Raw genomic sequence first — 16898 nt, forward strand, 5'->3', positions numbered from 1 at the left:
ATAAGTCATGTATTACCCTTTTGCAGTCCTAGACAATGTGACCTCACTTCTGCGGGACGGGTTATTTAACCCGTCCCCAACGTTTCGGTTTGCCCTAAACATTTCGGCTAACTTCGGCCAAAGTCAAAACGTTTAGGACGGGGTTGCAAACCCCGTCCTGCTAGGGATATGCTGGTTTTTGGGCTTTAGCTGAAGAAACTTGCTAATCAGGTTGTAATTTGACATTCTCGGCCTCGAAATCGCGATCTGGGGATCGCTCCCACACCCTAAAATCGGCGAAACTGCTCAAACTGGGAATTGCTGGCCTCTGTGGGAGCGACGCCTTCGTCGCGACTTTCGAAGTCGCTGATGCTCGACACCCACGGCTTATGTCGAAGTCTTCGAAGCGGCCTAAATTTAATGCAAGGGCGATTTTAATCGCCCTAGGCGAATGAGAACTGACTCCTGCAAAAAACTTGGGCAAATCAGGAAGTTAATTTTAGCGACATCCTTAGCTTGATGCGTATGGGTCATAAGCGCCAAATTATACCCATCGCACTTCAAATTTCGGCATTGACGCATGGAGGCGCCGGGGTGTTCGGCAAAGGCTTTGACAGCAGGGATGCTGTCACAGAGCCTACATGGACGTATTCACGGCGTCCTTCGGCGGACACCCAGGCGCCGAATTGTGATCTACGACGGGTATATAATCTCTAGAAATACTTCATGGGCTTCATGGTTAAAATGACAAATTTAGTTTTGCGAGGGTATACGAAAAAGGCCCTTGCCGCGTATTGCGGCAAGGGCCTTTTTCGTTGAGCGAAGCGGTTACTTATTAGCCTGGAATAACGTTCGCTGCAGTCAGGCCTTTAGGGCCCGATTCGATTTCGAATTGTACCGATTGTCCGGGGCTCAATGTTTTAAAACCTTCTCCCTGGATGACTGAATGGTGAACGAAGACGTCTTCCGTACCTTCCGACGGTTCAATAAAGCCGAAGCCTTTCGTGTTGTTAAACCACTTTACAGTGCCTGTTGCCATTTTTTAAAACTCCTACTGATATTAACTTACTGTGTGACGCAGAACGACCTGATTGATTGCCGGACATCAACCTACTCCCTTTTGGTCGAAAAACCGTCTAAGAATAAAAGGTATGGGATGTGTCTATCGAGGATCGCCGTGAACCCATCCATGGGGGCTTGACGGCAGCTCGAACGCCAAGGATGGCGTGAATGCAGTTTTGCATGGAGCAAAAATCTGCAAACGCCATGGAAGGCGTGAATGCAGATTTTGCAGGAGCAAAAATCTGCCCTGCTGCCGACATCCTCATTAGCCACACCCCATACCTTCATAAAGTTAACTAATTTTTGGATATAAAGGGAGTAAAACAGGTAGGCGTTCACTCAAGATCGGTTTTCTGATCGGGCAAAATTGTAGCTTTTTTTAAAGCCTAATACCATTAAAGGTTTCGGTACATGCCGTCCAGCACTAGTGCATTCGGACTGACCATGCCGATAACCTTGCCGTTTTCGATAACCGGCGCGCGAACTAAATTGTAGTTTGCAAACAACCGTGAACAAAGACGGATATCCATATCGGGCGAGACTTGAATCACCGGGCAGGCCATGATCTCATAGACATTGACGCGATCCGGCGCTTTATCCTTGGCCAGGACGTGCCGCGCGATATCTCCCGACGTGACCAGGCCGTATTCGTCGAATTCATGGCGTTTATTGACGACCAGGACAGAGGTTTTCTGCGACTTCATCAGCTTCAATGCATCGCTGACTGTGGACGAGCCTTCGATCGTTGAAAAGTCGGTTTTCATGACGTTTCTGACATGAATGATTTTAGTTTTATCGATCATATTTCATCTTCCAGTTCTTGGGTTAATTGTTCGACTTGATGCATGACGCCGATCGCATCTTCAACATCGATTTTAAAAGCAATGCCTGTGCCTGATGTGGCATCGAATTCGGCGGCTTTTGCTATTTTTTCGAGGATATGGCGGCTCAAATGTTCCTCGACCAAAAACATCAATACATCCCGTTGAGTTTCCAGGGTTAGGCCGAAAAAGGTCTTGGATTGCTTCATGCCTTCACCGCGGGCATGGTTGATCACGGTTGCGCCTTTAGCGCCGCTTTTACGTGCGGTATCGAGTACGAGATCGGTTTTCGAGTCTTCAACAAAGGCGATGATTAATTTGAAACGCATGGTTTTCCTCGGTTAATTGGATGGGCTTTTATTGGATGAATGTCGTTTTTTATTCCGCCATTCGGCGAGCTGTGCATAAGTTAATACGGCTATGACCGCGAACAGACTGGCGAATGCAATTAAGCCGAAACCGTCAAGCAACGGGTTACGGCCCGGAACCGTTGTTGCCAAGCCAATGCCAAGCGCCGTGACTAGCGGTACGGTTACGGTAGATGTCGTGACGCCGCCGGAATCGTAAGCTAATCCTACTATTAACTTAGGAGTTAGGATTGTTTGAATAATAACAATCACATAGGCCCCAATTATAAAAAAATAAAGTTCCGTTCCATTGACAATTCGAAAGGCTCCCAAGGCAATACCGAAGGACACACCCAATGAAACGGCAATGCGTAAGCCCCAAGCGCGTATCGCGCCGCCGGAAATTTCCTCGGCTTTAACCGCGACTGCCAATAGTGAAGGTTCGGCTAATGTTGTTGCAAACCCGATACTTCCGGCAAATAAATAAACCCAAAAATAATTCCGCCAATCAGCTACTGTCGTATTGGGTGGTATGCCGAGAAATTCCGGTGCTGTTAATTGCGTGGCCATTAATTCGCCCAACGGAAATAAAGCCATTTTTAAACCGTCCATGAAGAAAGTAATGCCGATTAATACATTCACGAAACCGAGCAAGGTCTTCATCGGATGCAGGATGGGTTTACGAATCACTAAAACTTGAAAGCCGATAATGATAGCGGTAATCGGAGCCACATCACGGCAAGTTTTGAGTAAATCTTCACTAAAATGAATGAGCCAATCAATCATGACACAATTCCAAAAGCCAGAACGAATATGATCGGGCTTAACGACGCAAACGAGATCAAACCGAAACCGTCGGTCATCGGATTGCGGCCTTTGATTGAGCTAGCCAGACCGACACCTAAGGCGGTCACTAAAGGAACCGTAATCGTCGATGTCGCGACGCCTCCCGAATCGTAAGCGACGCCTATGATTTGCGCGGGTGCAAAGGGCGTCATGATAATAACGATGCAATACCCGCTGATGATCAAATAATGCAGCGGCCAGCCGCGGATGATTCTCAATACGCCGAGTAGAATCGCGAAACCGACCGAAACTGCCACGGTTAAACGAAGTGCGAGTGCGTAACTGTCTTTGGCCTCGGCGGAATTTTCGATGATATTGCCTTTTCCTGCGATATTGGCCGCTTCGCTTGCTACGGCAATCAATGCCGGTTCGGCCACGGTCGTGCCGAAGCCGAGGCAGAATGAAAAGATTAGCAACCAAAACAAGCTGCCTTTTTTGGCAAAGGCATAAGCCATTGATTCGCCGATCGGAAACAGGCTTTGTTCAAGGCCGAGCATAAAAAAAGTCAAACCCAGGATGACGAACACGGAGCCGAAGATCAAGTCGAGTACATCGGGAATAGGTTGCTGTATGACCGCGATTTGAAAAACCAATATGACGACCAAAATAGGGGCTAAATCCAAAAAACTGCTGAAGATCTGTCTGACAAAACGATTATTGCGCAAAAACATGATTGCTCCTTGTAGATACTAAGATTCTATCGTAATGGATGCGGGTAAGGCTAGTTTGGGGGAGAGGAAAGAGGAAAGAGGAAAGAAGAAAGAGGAAAGAAGAAAGAGGAAAGAAGAAAGATGAAAGATGAAAGATGAAAGATGAAAGATGAAAGATGAAAGATGAAAGATGAAAGATGAAAGATGAAAGATGAAAGATGAAAGATGAAAGATGAAAGATGAAAGATTATCGTTCCCACGCTCCAGCGTGGGAATGCAGCCCTGGACGCTCCAGCGTCCAGTAACGACAGAAACGAGCTGAAATACTTTAACGCGAACATGGCCAAAAAAAGGTAATTTTTCCTGGAGATCCAGGGAAAACTCATTAAAATTACTGTACAAACAGCAGCTTAGCGCGGTATCGATCATTCCAGGCTGCTTTGAGTCTTTTCTTTTTCATGCTGAGTTTAGATTCCTCTTGCTGGAACAGATTGCCTTTCAGGCCCAAACAGTAATCACCGCCTTGATCGACGATTTGCTCAGCAATCGTGCGCTGGCAGCCCATGGCATCAATGGTCACAATACAACCTTTGAGTTCCAGCAAAGCCAATAGCTTCGGGATTGCGGTAATTTCATTCGACTTTTCTTCGGTCGCTTCTTGGCCGAGCACTAATCCATTCGCACAACCCCAGGCACTGACCATGTGCAACGGATTTTGGCCTCGTTTGCGGTCATGCGAACGGCGTGCGGTTTTGCCATCTATCGCAATCACTTCATCGGGTATCACTTCGCGAATGGCGTTCACCCAATCTATAAAGCAACGTTGAAATTCTTTCGGTGACAATCGAGAAATGACATACGCCAAGCAATCATGCGATGGAATGCCATTCTTTAACGGTACAAACTGCCTTAACCAATCTAATTTATTATGGCCAAACTCTTCAATGGCTTCCCAACCCTCAGCACCGCTTAACGAGGCGCAAACAGTGAGTACAATGATATCCATCAACTGATGAAGTTTCTTACGTTCAAATCGGGGATCAGTCATGTTGGAAAATTGCTTAATTTCCCGAATCCGGAATGATTTTAAGTTATTAAATATGAATAATATATTTGACTTTACGCATGTGTTTCGACAGTCTAATTCGTTCCTCAGCCTACACCGCTCATGAAGGTCCTGCATTCGCCCCGAAAAATGAGACGAGGGCGTCGCTCCCGCCTTTATTTTCAAGCTAAGAAGAGACTATCAACTTGCGTGACCTCCTGCGTCTGTAAATCTAAGTAGAGAAAAAATGTGATCGAGTGTATGCTAGGTCGCAAAACTTTACCGTAGGCCGTAAACGGCTGTTTTTCTTGCGGTCCAAAGTTTCGCTAAAGGAGTTGTCCGTACCTCTCATGTAGCGCCTGGAAACGGCGTTCGGTTGCTCGATCGACAGGTGTCGGCAGCAGGGCAGATTGTTGCTCTTCGGCAACTGCTGAGTTTGCAAGGATGCAACGAATGCAGAAAATACATTACGCCATGGATGGCGTGTATTAGGGCAATGCAGGGCAGAAAAATGCTCCTGCATTTTCTGCATTCATTACATCCATGTAACTCAGCAATTGCCGAGGAGCTTTTTTCTGACCTGCATCGCTGCGCCTACTGTTGGCGGCCTACAACACGCCATCATCCTTGGCGTTCGAGCTACCGTCGATCCTACATCGACTGATTTACGGCGTTCTGTCGAGCGAGCAACGAACCCTAGATAAAAGTCATGAGTTCGGGAACGCATTTGTCGGAAAATCCCAGCTGAGAATATTTTGCACTTACGCCAAGCAAGCCCCGGACTTTCGCCTCGTTGGTTTTTACGGCAAACGGCGCTATGCGGTATTCTGAGTCACGACGATCGGTTGACGCGGTCGAACGAGGGCATGCTTGGCTTCAGGGCAGATCTTTGAATCCATCGAAGCGGTAGGGATTTGTTTAAACCAGTTTTCCATGTTTTTTACCCAGGCAGTTTATTATGTCTAAAAAATTCGCTTCGATCACATACCAGCTCCGCTCCGGCAGTTACTCCATTGATAATCTAAGGTTCCGGCCAGGTGACAAGTTAATCTACTCATCGGGCATTGCTGTTGCTATCGAGAATAACGCCCCGAACGACGGTTTCATCAATGTTGTAAGCATTTTCAACCGGATAGAAAGCTGGGTTCGCCTAAAGGTACCTCGATACAAAGACGGCCCCGTTACCGATATTGCTTCCTTCAATGAAGTGTTCGGTCCGGGAAGCCTTACTTTCGACCCCGCCATCACGCAAGCGCAAGCCAAAGGGAAAACGGTGACCCTGCAAGGTAATGCGGGTCCGGGCATAGACAGTGTCGCTATTTTTGCCGAAGGCGCTGAAACAACGCTGGGCTTTGCCTCGGTCACTAACGGCATATGGTTTTTTACGATTCCCGAACTCGAGGTCGGCACCCATACCTTTTTTGCCCGAGGCGTTTTCCCTGACGGCGAGCTTGGCGAAGATTCTTTAGCCAAGGAAGTGACCGTCTTGGAGCCCATTCCTCTTACCTTCACGCCGAGCCATTCAGAGATTTTTGAACTTCCAGGCACTCTCAACACCGTCACATACACGATCTCGGGCCGCGCGGGAACGACGTTACAACTGGCGCTCTCCCCGGATAGCGAAGCGAGTGAAGACGATGTTTCGATAACGGGTTTATCGGACGATAATCAGTTGACTTTGGGCGTAAATGGCACGGCAACCTTCTCGGTAACCGCTCTTCAGGACAATGAAACCGAGATCAGCGAGCTACTCCGGTTTTTGGTCAGCGATGTCGACGACCCGAGTAATAACGTTACGGCCGACGTCACCATTCGAGATTTTCTACCTCTGACCTTGACGCCTAGCCTGACCGAAATTTTTGAACAACCGGAAGCGCCGAATACGGTTCTCTATACGATTACAGGATTGCCGGGAACACGGGTTCAATTGGCGATTACAGAAGACAGCATCGCCGATGCCAATGACATTCTGAGCACGAATCTACCGGACAACAATCAATTGGTACTGAACAATCAAGGCCTGGCGACTTTTTCGGTTACGGCGCGTCAGGATGATTTACCGGAACTCGCCGAATTGCTTCGCGTGTCTGTTTTCGATCTCGACAATCCTACCAACAACACTTCGGCCGATGTCACCATTTTCGATGTCACGCCGCTGTCGATCAGTACCGACCGGTCCACGATCTTCGAACAACCCGGCTTACCCGATACCGTGGTCTATACGATTACCGGCACGCCGGGCCTGACCGTCCGGTTGGCGATCGCGCCGGACAGCGTCGCCGATGCCGCCGACATTCTGAGCACTCATCTGCCGGACAACAACCTGTTGACCTTGAATGACAGCGGCACCGCCACCTTCTCGGTCACGGCCCGGCAAGACGACACGCCTGAATTCGACGAACTCTTGCGCGTGAGCGTCACCGAAATCGATAATCCGACTAGTGTCGTCTTCGCCGATGTCACCATCAGAGACTTGACTCAACTGACGATCACGCCCGATCAATTGCGGATATACGAACAACCCGGCGCGCCCAATACCGTGACCTATACCATAACCGGGTCGCCTGGAGCCGCCGTGCAATTGGCGATTGCGCCAGACAGTGTCGCCGACACCGATGACATTCTGACCACCAATCTGCCGGACAACAATTTGTTGACCTTGAGCGACGACGGTATCGCCACCTTCTCGGTGACCGCCCGGCAAGACGACATCACCGAACTCGACGAGCTTTTGCGCATTAGCGTCACCGATATCGATAACCCGATCAACACCGCGATCGCGGAGGTCACGATCAGCGATACCACCCCGCTATCGATAACGCCCGATAGGACCGAAATATACGAGCAACCGGGCACGCCCAATACCGTAACTTACACGATAAGCGGAGCGCCCGGCGCCACCGTGCAATGGGCGATCGCCGAAGACAGCGTCGCCGATGGCGATGACATTCTGAGCACGAATGACAATCAATTGGTGCTGAATGCGCAAGGCCTGGCGACTTTTTCGGTCACGGCGCGTCAGGATGATATCCCGGAACTCAGCGAACTGCTTCGCGTATCCGTCTTCGATATCGATCATCCGACCAACAGCGCTTCGACCGATGTCACCATTGTCGATGTCACTCCGCTGTCGATCAGCACCGACCGGTCCAAGATCTTCGAACAACCGGGCCTGCCCGATACCGTGACCTATACGATAAGCGGAGCGCCCGGCGCCACCGTGCAATTTGCGATCGCCGAGGACAGCGTCGCCGATGCCGATGACATTCTGAGCACGAGTCTACCGGACAACAATCAATTGGTGCTGAACGCGCAAGGCCTGGCGACTTTTTCGGTCACGGCCCGGCAAGACGATCTAACGGAACCCAGCGAATTACTTCGCGTCGTTGTCTTCGACCTCGATCATCCAGAAAACAGCGCTTCGGTCGATATCACCATCAGCGATTTCACGCCGCTGACGCTTACCCCCGATCGCTCGAGGATATACGAACAACCCGGCGCGCCCAATACCGTGATCTATACGATAGCCGGAACGCCCGGGGCTACGGTAAGACTGGCGATCGCCGAGGGCAGCACCGCCGACGCCGACGACATTCTGAGTACCCATCTGCCGGACAACAATCTGTTGACCTTGAACGACGACGGCATAGCCACCTTCTCGGTCACGGCTCGGCAAGACTACATCGCTGAAATCGACGAACTCTTGCGCGTCAGCGTCACCGACATCGACAACCCGAACGACACCGCGACCGCGGAAGTCACGATCAGCGATATCACCCCGCTGTCGATCACGCGCAATAGGACCCAAATATACGAGCAACCGGGCACGCCCAATACCGTGACCTATAGGATAACCGGAACGCCCGGCACCGAGGTTCAACTAGAGATTCCAAGCAATAGCGTCGCGAAAGCGGATGATATTTCCAGCGCTCACCTGCCCAACAACAACCGTTTGACGCTCGATGCCAATGGCGTTGCGACATTTTCAGTGACCGCCGTGCAAGACGACCTGTTTGAAGGCAACGAACTTTTTCGCGTGCTCGTCAGGGATGTCGAGCATCCCAATAACACGGCCTCCGTGAGCATCACGATCCGTGATTATATGGAGCTGACGATTACACCGGATCGCACCGAAATTCATGAGTTGCCGGGATCGCCGAATACGGTGACCTACACCGTCACGGGCCTGCCGGGCTCCGATATCTCGATATCGAGATACGGCGAAGCCAGCAGCGCCGATGGGCAGGATTTTGAGCTGTCGGCCGTGACGGTAGGCACATTGATAGACGATAGCGAAGCACCGGATACATTCATTATTCAATTGAATGCTAACGGCGAGGCTCGCTTCGTGATCAGCGCAGTTCAAGATTTCATATCCGAAGACCCGGAAACATTGGTTCTGCGCGCCAGCGAACTCAATAATCCGAACAACGTCGCGCTCTCCGCTACACTCGTCATCCAGGATACCGATCCGTTCAGGCTTACAGTCAACAACGACAACCTGACCGGCACCGATAACAACAACGAGTTTGATGGCTCTCTCTTTTTCAGTGATTTATACGACGGCTTGGCCACGCTGAATACCGGCGATATCGTCGACGGGGGCTTAGGTGACGATACGTTATACGCCGATCTGCTCGCCGGCGCCGTTGCGCCGACGTTAATCAACATAGAAGAAATCATCTTATGGGGAGTTGAAGAAGGCGCGATATTCGACATCCGTAATTCGACCGGCATTGTCTCGATAAGCACCGATGACGACGGCTATTTTGTTACCGTCACTGCCGCCGATTCGACAGCATTCAACGATATCACGCTTTACGGTGCAATGAATTTGGATTTGACCGGAGATTACAGTCCTGTATCAGACGCGCATTTGCAAATTTGGGGAGATTTATGGGTCAATTCCTTGAGCAAACAAGTCATCGATCTCTCGAATCAAAGCGATAATCTTTATATAGAGTTTCGCTATAGTTCGGCCGATGAATTGACCCTGCCGATTTCAGGCGAAAGCGAAGATTTTTACGGGGTGGTGCTCAGTTACACCAACGCAACATATTCGGCCCCCATCTCTATCACTAACTTCACTGTCGACAGAGATCTGATAATTTTCGATCAAACGCAGGGCTTGAGCTTTTTCGCCGCTTTGCCGGGTGGAGATTTGACCGAGTATTTTATTGCGGACTATTTCGATTCCGAGATTCCCGAGCTGGCTGATCCGACCGATATCTATTTGATTTACGACTTGGACAGCGGAAGATTGTATTACGATGCCGATGAGGGAGGAGATGGGCTACCTGTCGAAATTCTGCAATTGATAGGGGAGCCGGTGTTGTCTGCCGCTGATTTATGGTCATGGCCAATCCCCTAGTTCGACTCACGTCCAATGACCCGGTCCAAATTAATTTGATAGTAGGCGACATTATGTTCACTCAACAAGGCCTTTTTTTTCAACGAAAACCCTGCACGATGCTTCGTCAACTGGCTTGGTTTCTGCTCGTCGTTTTACTCGGCAGTTTCAGCCTCAGTCATGCGGCAATCGTAGCGCCCGCATCAGTCAACCTCTTGACCGGTCAAGCAGCCAGAATCGTCCTTGCCAATCAAGGGGAAACGATCCGAATCACGCGAGGACCCGCCAATGGCGCCTTAGTCAATAACGGCGACGGTTCGGTCAGTTACACCCCCAATAGCGATTATATCGGCGCCGACAGCTTTTCCTTCGCCGCCGACTTTGCCAATGAACCGATCACCGGCTCCGGGACCGTCAGCTTGAATGTGAGGTCCATCGAATCGATGGCGCCGTTCTCGAATGAAAGTCAAATACTCAAGGTCATCAGCAAATCGAATGCGCCCGAATTGAGGCGATTCTACGAAAACTTCACCCGCCTGGACCCATCGACTCAATTCGAAGTGCTGCAATCGATAACGCCTTTGCAAACTGCTGCGCAAATCAACTCGGCGGCGATGCAGTCGAACATTCAGATTCGCAATTTGCTGTACCGTCTCGACGAAGTTCGGCAAATGCACCGGCACGAACAAGAAACGGGCGGCATTAAGCTGAGCGCGAACGGTCGTACCTTCAGTTTGGCCAGCCTGTTTCCGTCGCAAGCCCAAGGCGGCGGCGCCGGCGACGAACCGGAAAGCGGCGATTTGCTCGACAACCGCCTGAACGTTTTCGTCAACGCGCAATACAACAGAAACGATAGAATCACGACCGACTTGGAAGTCGGCTCGGACTCCGATGTTTTCAGCATCACCATCGGCACCGATTATCGTTTTACCGATGCATTGATACTGGGCGCCGCCTTTGGATTTAGCGATACCGACACGGATTATCAACGTAGAGCCGGTAACTTATTGAACCGAGGCTACAGCGCTTCGGTCTACGGTTCTTATTTCATCACCGACAACCTCTATCTGGACGGTATCTTCACCTATACGGGCAATGCTTACGACTCGCAGCGGATGCTGTTGATACCCGACGCGCTAGGGAACATTGCCCGGCAGAATAGCCGGGCCGACTTCGGCGGCGACCAACAACGCTTCAGCATCGGTTTGGGCTATGATTTACCGATAAAACAATGGACCTTGGGCGTCAAGGCGAGGACCGAATACGGCCGCATGAACATCGATGCCTATCGGGAAAAAGGACCGACCGGTTTGAATCTACTCGTCGACGAACAATTCAATGAATCGGTGCTCACGGTGCTGGGATGGCAAGTCAGCTATGCCTATAGCGCGCCCTTCGGCGTGCTGCTGCCGCATTTGGGCTTCGATTGGGAACACGAGTTCAAAAACAACAGCCGGGACATGGTCATGCGTTTTGCCAACGACCCGTCATTGCCTTTTGTGATCAGGACCAATAACCCCGATCGGGATTATTTCATTTTTCGCGCCGGCATGAGCGCGATTTTGGCGAACGGTATCTCCTCGTTCGCCCAATATGAAACCTTGCTGGATCAACGTTACGAAACGATGCATACTGCACGCATCGGGGTCAGATGGGAGTTTTGATTTCCGGCTTTTGGAAAGGGAATGAAATAACGACGCCCTTTTCGCGCCTGCCCAAGCTCAGCTTAGGAACGAGCATGAAATAACTTAGACAACTGTTGGAAGGGGGTTCGGTGGCTCGATTGACAGGTGTCGGCGGCAGGGCAGATTTTTGCTCCTGCAAAATCTGCATTCATGCCATCCATGGCAATCAGATTCCGCCGTCAAGCCTACATGGACGTATTCACGGCGTCCTGTCAAGCGAGTTACCGAACCGCCGCAAAGCCTACTACTTGTAGAAGTTATTTTGTGCATATTTCTTAGACAACGGTTGGAAGGGGATTTGGCCAGCATTCCCAATTTGGAGATCAAAAAGGGTGTGGGGTATGCTTGGCGAGAATGTCGGCAGCAGGGCAGATTTTTGCTCCTCGGCAATTGCTGAGTTACATGGATGTAATGAATGCAGAAAATGCAGGAGCATTTTTCTGCCCTGCATCGCCTAAAGCGCCTACTGTTGGTGCCCTACTACACGCCATCCTTGGCGTTCGAGCTGCCGGCAAGCCCCCATGGATGGGGTATACGGCGTTCCTCGACAGGCATACCCCACACCCTAAAATCGGCGAAACTGCTCAAACTGGGAATTGCTGGGATTTTCCGTGCCCGTGCAAACGCCTCTAATTCATAGGCCCGTTCCTGGAGATCTGCTGGGAGCTCTTGCAAAAAGTCATCAAAAAGCGTACCTGTTAGCTGTAGCTGCTTCATAGGGATTTTCACTTTCGTCGGTAAAAATACTCTAGGTTGTGGTCGTCCCTTTTTTTCAAATATGAATCAATGTATTGCGTCTTAAGTTGGCGTTTATGGGAATGCAGCCCTGGACGCTTCTGCGTCCAGTAACGACAGAAACGAGCTGAAATGCTTTTTCTCGGATTAACGCGAACACGGCCAAAAAAAGGTAATTTTTCTCGGCGAGCTTGAAAAACAGCCGGTTACCCTCCATGTTAGGAGTAATATAAAAATTCACCGTTGAGGTAAACAACATGAGAATGGATAAACTGACCAGCAAGTTTCAGATGGCGTTGGCCGATGCGCAAAGCCTGGCTTTGGGCAAGGATCATCAATTCATCGAGCCGGCCCATGTGATGCTGGCTTTATTAAATCAGGACGGCGGCAGTATTCGGCCGCTGTTGTCGCAAATCGGCGCAAACCCGAATATCGTACAGGCCGAATTGACCAAGGTGCTTGAACGCACCCCAACCGTTTCAGGAATCGGCGGCGACGTGCAGATTTCCAACGAATTGTCGCGCTTGTTGAACGTGACCGACAAGCTCGCGCAAAAACGCGGCGACAAATTTATCTCGAGCGAATTGTTTTTATTGGCTGCCTGCGAAACATCGGGCGCTCTGCAAGATATCCTAAAAAAAGCCGGCGTGACCCGAGCGGCTGCGGAAAAAGCCATAGACAATGTCCGTGGCGGACAAAACATCGACGATGCCAACGCCGAGGAGCAACGTCAAGCATTAAGCAAATACACGATCAATCTGACCGAGCAAGCCGAACAGGGTAAGCTCGATCCGGTGATCGGTCGCGACGACGAAATCCGCCGCACGATACAAGTCTTGCAGCGTCGCACCAAAAACAACCCGGTATTGATCGGCGAACCCGGCGTCGGCAAGACCGCGATCGTCGAAGGCTTGGCGCAGCGCATCGTCAACGGTGAAGTGCCGGAGGGCATCAAAGGCAAACAATTGTTGTCACTCGATATGGCGGCGCTGATCGCCGGCGCAAAATTCCGCGGCGAATTCGAGGAACGGTTAAAAGCGGTGTTGAACGATATCGCAAAACAACAAGGCCAGGTCATTCTGTTCGTCGATGAATTGCATACGATGGTCGGTGCGGGCAAGGCGGAAGGCGCGATGGATGCAGGCAATATGCTTAAACCCGCTTTGGCGCGCGGCGAATTACATTGCGTCGGTGCGACCACCCTAGACGAATACCGCAAATATATCGAAAAAGACGCGGCCTTGGAGCGCCGTTTCCAAAAAGTCTTGGTCGACGAGCCGAACGTCGAAGATACCATCGCGATCTTGCGCGGCTTGAAGGAGAAATACGAAGTGCATCATGGCGTCGATATTACCGATCCCGCGATCGTCGCGGCCGCAACGCTCTCGCATCGTTACATTTCCGACCGGCAACTGCCCGACAAGGCGATCGATTTGGTCGATGAAGCGGCAAGCCGCATTCGCATGGAAATCGACTCGAAACCGGAGGCGATGGATAGGCTGGACCGGCGTTTGATTCAATTGAAGATCGAACGCGAGGCATTGAAAAACGAAACCGATGAAGCGTCTAAAAAACGTTTGGAAAGCCTTGAGGAAGCGATCGAGAACCTGGAAAAAGAATATTCCGAGTTCGACGAAATTTGGAAAGCCGAAAAAGCCGCGCTGCAAGGCACGACCGCGATCAAGGAAAGACTGGAACAAGCCCGTTTGGAATTGGAAGTTGCCAGTCGCGCGAACGATCTGAGCCGCATGTCGGAATTGCAATACGGCGTGATCCCTTCGCTGGTCAAGGAATTGGATCTGGCGTCGCAGGCTGAAATGCAGGAAATGAAACTGCTTCGCAATAAGGTAACCGATGAAGAAATCGCCGAAGTCGTCTCGAAATGGACCGGTATTCCGGTCTCGAAAATGATGGAAGGCGAGCGCGATAAATTATTGCGCATGGAAGAGCAGATCCAAAAACGGGTGGTCGGACAAACCGAGGCGCTGATCTCGGTTAGCAACGCGATTCGCCGTTCGCGCGCGGGTCTCTCCGACCCGAACCGGCCGAACGGTTCGTTCCTGTTCTTGGGGCCGACCGGCGTCGGCAAAACCGAACTGTGCAAGGCATTGGCCGAATTCTTGTTCGATACCGAAGAAGCGATGGTGCGCATCGACATGTCCGAATTCATGGAGAAGCATTCGGTCGCGCGTTTGATCGGCGCGCCTCCGGGCTATGTCGGCTACGAAGAAGGCGGTTATTTGACCGAAGCGGTGCGGCGCAAGCCTTATTCGGTAATTTTGCTCGACGAGGTCGAAAAGGCGCATCCGGACGTGTTCAACGTGCTGCTGCAAGTGCTCGACGACGGCCGCTTGACCGATGGGCAGGGCAGAACGGTCGATTTCCGCAATACCGTCGTCGTGATGACGTCGAACCTCGGTTCGGACCGAATACAGGAGTTGGCAGGCGAAGAAAACTATGCGGCGATGAAATCGGCGGTTATGGAGGTAGTCGGCTACCATTTCCGTCCGGAGTTCATCAACCGCATCGACGACGTCGTCGTGTTCCATCCGCTCGGCCGCGACCAAATCCGGTCGATTACCGATATTCAGATCCGTTATCTGCGCAAACGTTTGCTCGATCACGATATCGATCTCGAGTTGAGCGAGGCGGCGCTGGATAAACTCGGCGAAGCCGGATTCGACCCGGTTTACGGCGCAAGACCGCTGAAACGCGCGATACAACATCAATTGGAAAACCCGCTGGCGCAAGAGATTCTTGGCGGAAAATTCGGTCCAGGCGACAAAATTGTTGTCGATGTCGAAGGCGGGACATTGGCGTTTTCGAAAGTGGCTTGATTCCTTGAGGCCGGTCGGGCTTAGGAAACAGCAGTAATATATAATTTTTATACCCCTCGTAGATCAAAATTCGGCGCCGGGGTGCCCGTCAAAGGACGCCGTGAATACGTCCCTGTAGGCTCTATGCCAGCTCCATGCTGGCAAAGCCTTTGCCGAGCATCCCGGTGCCTCCTTAGACACTGCCGAAATTTGAAGTGCGAAAGGTATATCCCGAACTAAGGCTAATTACGAGTCATCGCCGTCGTCTACCAGCGTTTTTGTTTTATCGCCGGTGTAAGGCAATGTCACCGCTTGTTTCGGGAGTAATGCCAAGAAATTGTCGCGCGCGACTCGGTGAGCGGTGGCTTCGTTAAGAGCATCGAGAAATGGGTTGTATGCGTGCAAGGCCTTGCCAATATTCCCGAAACGGCCTACTGCATCGGAGCCGAGCATAAAGCGGTCCGGATATTTTTCGATTAATTCGAGCCATTCGCTATCCGGCTTGCCGTTTTCATCCAGTAGATAATGATTCAACAAGCTCCAGGATAGGTCGATATATAAATGGACATGTTTATTCAATAGTCGATCGAGTAACCCGACGATAAAATCCAGTTTCATTCTGCGGTTGATCGCCATGCTGACGCCGGCATGTGCCCAAATGAACTTGGTATCTGGGTAAGCGCTCAGCGCTCGGGTCATTTCTTCGACATAGAGCGGTTCGTGTTCTCTTTGAGAGGTCACGTTGCTATGTATCATCACTGGCATATCCAAACGGGCGGCCAATTCATAAATGCGAGGTAATCCGCCGCTATCGGCACGTACCGGATTACCTAGATTGAGTGCCGTTAAATCGTCGTGGCGAGTCATCACTTCGCCTATTCCTTCCCAGAGTCCCGGATAGAGACGAATCATGCGCTCGATATGATCGACCGCATTCATGTCGTTGGGATTGAATGCGCTGATAAATGGATGAATGCGTTGGCGATGTGCCGGCGGAAGATCTTTGACGGCCTCTGCGACAATAACGTCCGAGGCACTGTACCAATAGGTCGGCGCGTCGTCACCGAAGACATAGCGAGGTTCCTTCGGTTCGTTTTCATCCCATTTTTTGGTGACCGGTAGTCCGGTTAACATGACATGATCGATACAGGCTTGATCCATCGCGGTCAACAAAGCCTGAATGCCTTCGCTTCGTTGAAAAAAATTGACAAAGTGAATGTGGGCGTCGGAATAGCAGTAATGGCGCTCTGATTGAGCATGCCCGGTAGTTGGTGCCAGAAAGAAGTAGAGAAATAACGGAAAGATTATTAATGATGGCATGGGTAAATGTTCCTTGTCGTTATCATCGATTGAGGATGATAATATTTCCGGTTTTTTATACTGCACGATCTTGTGAAATTAATGTTTGAGTCATTTTTCCAGCGTTTGCAAGTATGCAAGTTCTTGATTGTGTGGAAAAGGAAGGGCGAATACGAGATGAGGAAATCAACAGTAAAGATATCATGCAACTGTTTTCGGCTTGCAAAAGCCGGTTGCTTTTAAACATTTAATTGAAAGATAGA

General features: G+C 50.6%; 11 protein-coding genes. 3 read left to right on the forward strand and 8 right to left on the reverse strand.

What is annotated here, in order from left to right; all coding sequences use genetic code 11:
* Positions 1–814 precede the first annotated feature (814 nt).
* The 6 genes from METBU_RS0122025 to METBU_RS0122060 form a co-directional block, all read right to left on the reverse strand.
* Positions 815–1018 carry a cold-shock protein gene (locus METBU_RS0122025; RefSeq protein WP_014149436.1) on the reverse strand — a complete coding sequence of 68 codons (204 nt, stop codon included), beginning with the start codon at positions 1016–1018 and terminating at the stop codon, positions 815–817.
* A 418-nt stretch (positions 1019–1436) separates the two neighbouring features.
* Positions 1437–1844: a CBS domain-containing protein gene (locus METBU_RS0122035; protein WP_017842679.1), complete on the reverse strand. Its 408-nt coding sequence runs from the start codon at positions 1842–1844 to the stop codon at positions 1437–1439.
* On the reverse strand, positions 1841–2191 hold the full coding sequence (locus METBU_RS0122040; protein WP_017842680.1) for a P-II family nitrogen regulator: 351 nt from the start codon (positions 2189–2191) through the stop codon (positions 1841–1843). Before METBU_RS0122040 ends, METBU_RS0122035 begins: the two co-directional genes overlap by 4 nt.
* A 12-nt stretch (positions 2192–2203) precedes the next feature.
* On the reverse strand, positions 2204–2995 hold the full coding sequence (locus METBU_RS0122045; RefSeq protein WP_017842681.1) for a DUF1538 domain-containing protein: 792 nt from the start codon (positions 2993–2995) through the stop codon (positions 2204–2206).
* The gene (locus METBU_RS0122050) at positions 2992–3726 is read right to left on the reverse strand and encodes a DUF1538 domain-containing protein (protein ID WP_017842682.1); all 735 of its coding nucleotides are present in this window, start codon (positions 3724–3726) and stop codon (positions 2992–2994) included. Before METBU_RS0122050 ends, METBU_RS0122045 begins: the two co-directional genes overlap by 4 nt.
* A gap of 370 nt (positions 3727–4096) precedes the next feature.
* Complete coding sequence (locus tag METBU_RS0122060) at positions 4097–4888, reverse strand: ISAs1 family transposase (protein WP_412768464.1); 792 nt, start codon at positions 4886–4888, stop codon at positions 4097–4099.
* 820 nt (positions 4889–5708) lie between these two features.
* Here METBU_RS0122060 and METBU_RS0122070 point away from each other — a divergent pair.
* Positions 5709–10121 carry a hypothetical protein gene (locus tag METBU_RS0122070; protein ID WP_017842686.1) on the forward strand — a complete coding sequence of 1471 codons (4413 nt, stop codon included), beginning with the start codon at positions 5709–5711 and terminating at the stop codon, positions 10119–10121.
* A 53-nt stretch (positions 10122–10174) separates the two neighbouring features.
* Entirely contained in the window at positions 10175–11764 is a 1590-nt protein-coding gene (locus METBU_RS0122075) for an autotransporter domain-containing protein (protein WP_017842687.1), read from the forward strand.
* Here METBU_RS0122075 and METBU_RS0122080 read toward each other — a convergent pair.
* On the reverse strand, positions 11748–11933 hold the full coding sequence (locus METBU_RS0122080; protein WP_017842688.1) for a hypothetical protein: 186 nt from the start codon (positions 11931–11933) through the stop codon (positions 11748–11750). The two genes, METBU_RS0122075 and METBU_RS0122080, sit on opposite strands and share 17 nt — an antisense overlap.
* A gap of 844 nt (positions 11934–12777) precedes the next feature.
* Between METBU_RS0122080 and clpB the strand changes: the two genes are divergently transcribed.
* Positions 12778–15357, forward strand: coding sequence for an ATP-dependent chaperone ClpB (clpB, locus tag METBU_RS0122100; RefSeq protein WP_017842692.1), 2580 nt, complete (start codon positions 12778–12780; stop codon positions 15355–15357).
* Positions 15358–15582: 225 nt separating this feature from the next.
* On the opposite strand, the gene METBU_RS24985 is transcribed toward clpB, so the two are convergent.
* Positions 15583–16656, reverse strand: coding sequence for an amidohydrolase family protein (locus METBU_RS24985; RefSeq protein ID WP_051056292.1), 1074 nt, complete (start codon positions 16654–16656; stop codon positions 15583–15585).
* Positions 16657–16898 lie beyond the last annotated feature (242 nt).

Origin of the sequence: Methylotuvimicrobium buryatense 5G (genome assembly GCF_000341735.1) — a bacterium.
Taxonomy (GTDB): domain Bacteria; phylum Pseudomonadota; class Gammaproteobacteria; order Methylococcales; family Methylomonadaceae; genus Methylotuvimicrobium; species Methylotuvimicrobium buryatense.

Bases quoted from the DNA above. Each gene is read 5' to 3' on its own strand.
- METBU_RS0122060 (WP_412768464.1), bottom strand. From the start codon at position 4,888: ATGCAGGACCTTCATGAGCGGTGTAGGCTGAGGAACGAATTAGACTGT.
- METBU_RS0122050 (WP_017842682.1), bottom strand. From the start codon at position 3,726: ATGTTTTTGCGCAATAATCGTTTTGTCAGACAGATCTTCAGCAGTTTT.
- METBU_RS0122025 (WP_014149436.1), bottom strand. From the start codon at position 1,018: ATGGCAACAGGCACTGTAAAGTGGTTTAACAACACGAAAGGCTTCGGC.
- METBU_RS0122035 (WP_017842679.1), bottom strand. From the start codon at position 1,844: ATGATCGATAAAACTAAAATCATTCATGTCAGAAACGTCATGAAAACC.
- clpB (WP_017842692.1), top strand. From the start codon at position 12,778: ATGAGAATGGATAAACTGACCAGCAAGTTTCAGATGGCGTTGGCCGAT.
- METBU_RS0122080 (WP_017842688.1), bottom strand. From the start codon at position 11,933: ATGCAGATTTTGCAGGAGCAAAAATCTGCCCTGCCGCCGACACCTGTC.
- METBU_RS0122045 (WP_017842681.1), bottom strand. From the start codon at position 2,995: ATGATTGATTGGCTCATTCATTTTAGTGAAGATTTACTCAAAACTTGC.
- METBU_RS0122075 (WP_017842687.1), top strand. From the start codon at position 10,175: ATGTTCACTCAACAAGGCCTTTTTTTTCAACGAAAACCCTGCACGATG.
- METBU_RS0122070 (WP_017842686.1), top strand. From the start codon at position 5,709: ATGTCTAAAAAATTCGCTTCGATCACATACCAGCTCCGCTCCGGCAGT.
- METBU_RS24985 (WP_051056292.1), bottom strand. From the start codon at position 16,656: ATGCCATCATTAATAATCTTTCCGTTATTTCTCTACTTCTTTCTGGCA.
- METBU_RS0122040 (WP_017842680.1), bottom strand. From the start codon at position 2,191: ATGCGTTTCAAATTAATCATCGCCTTTGTTGAAGACTCGAAAACCGAT.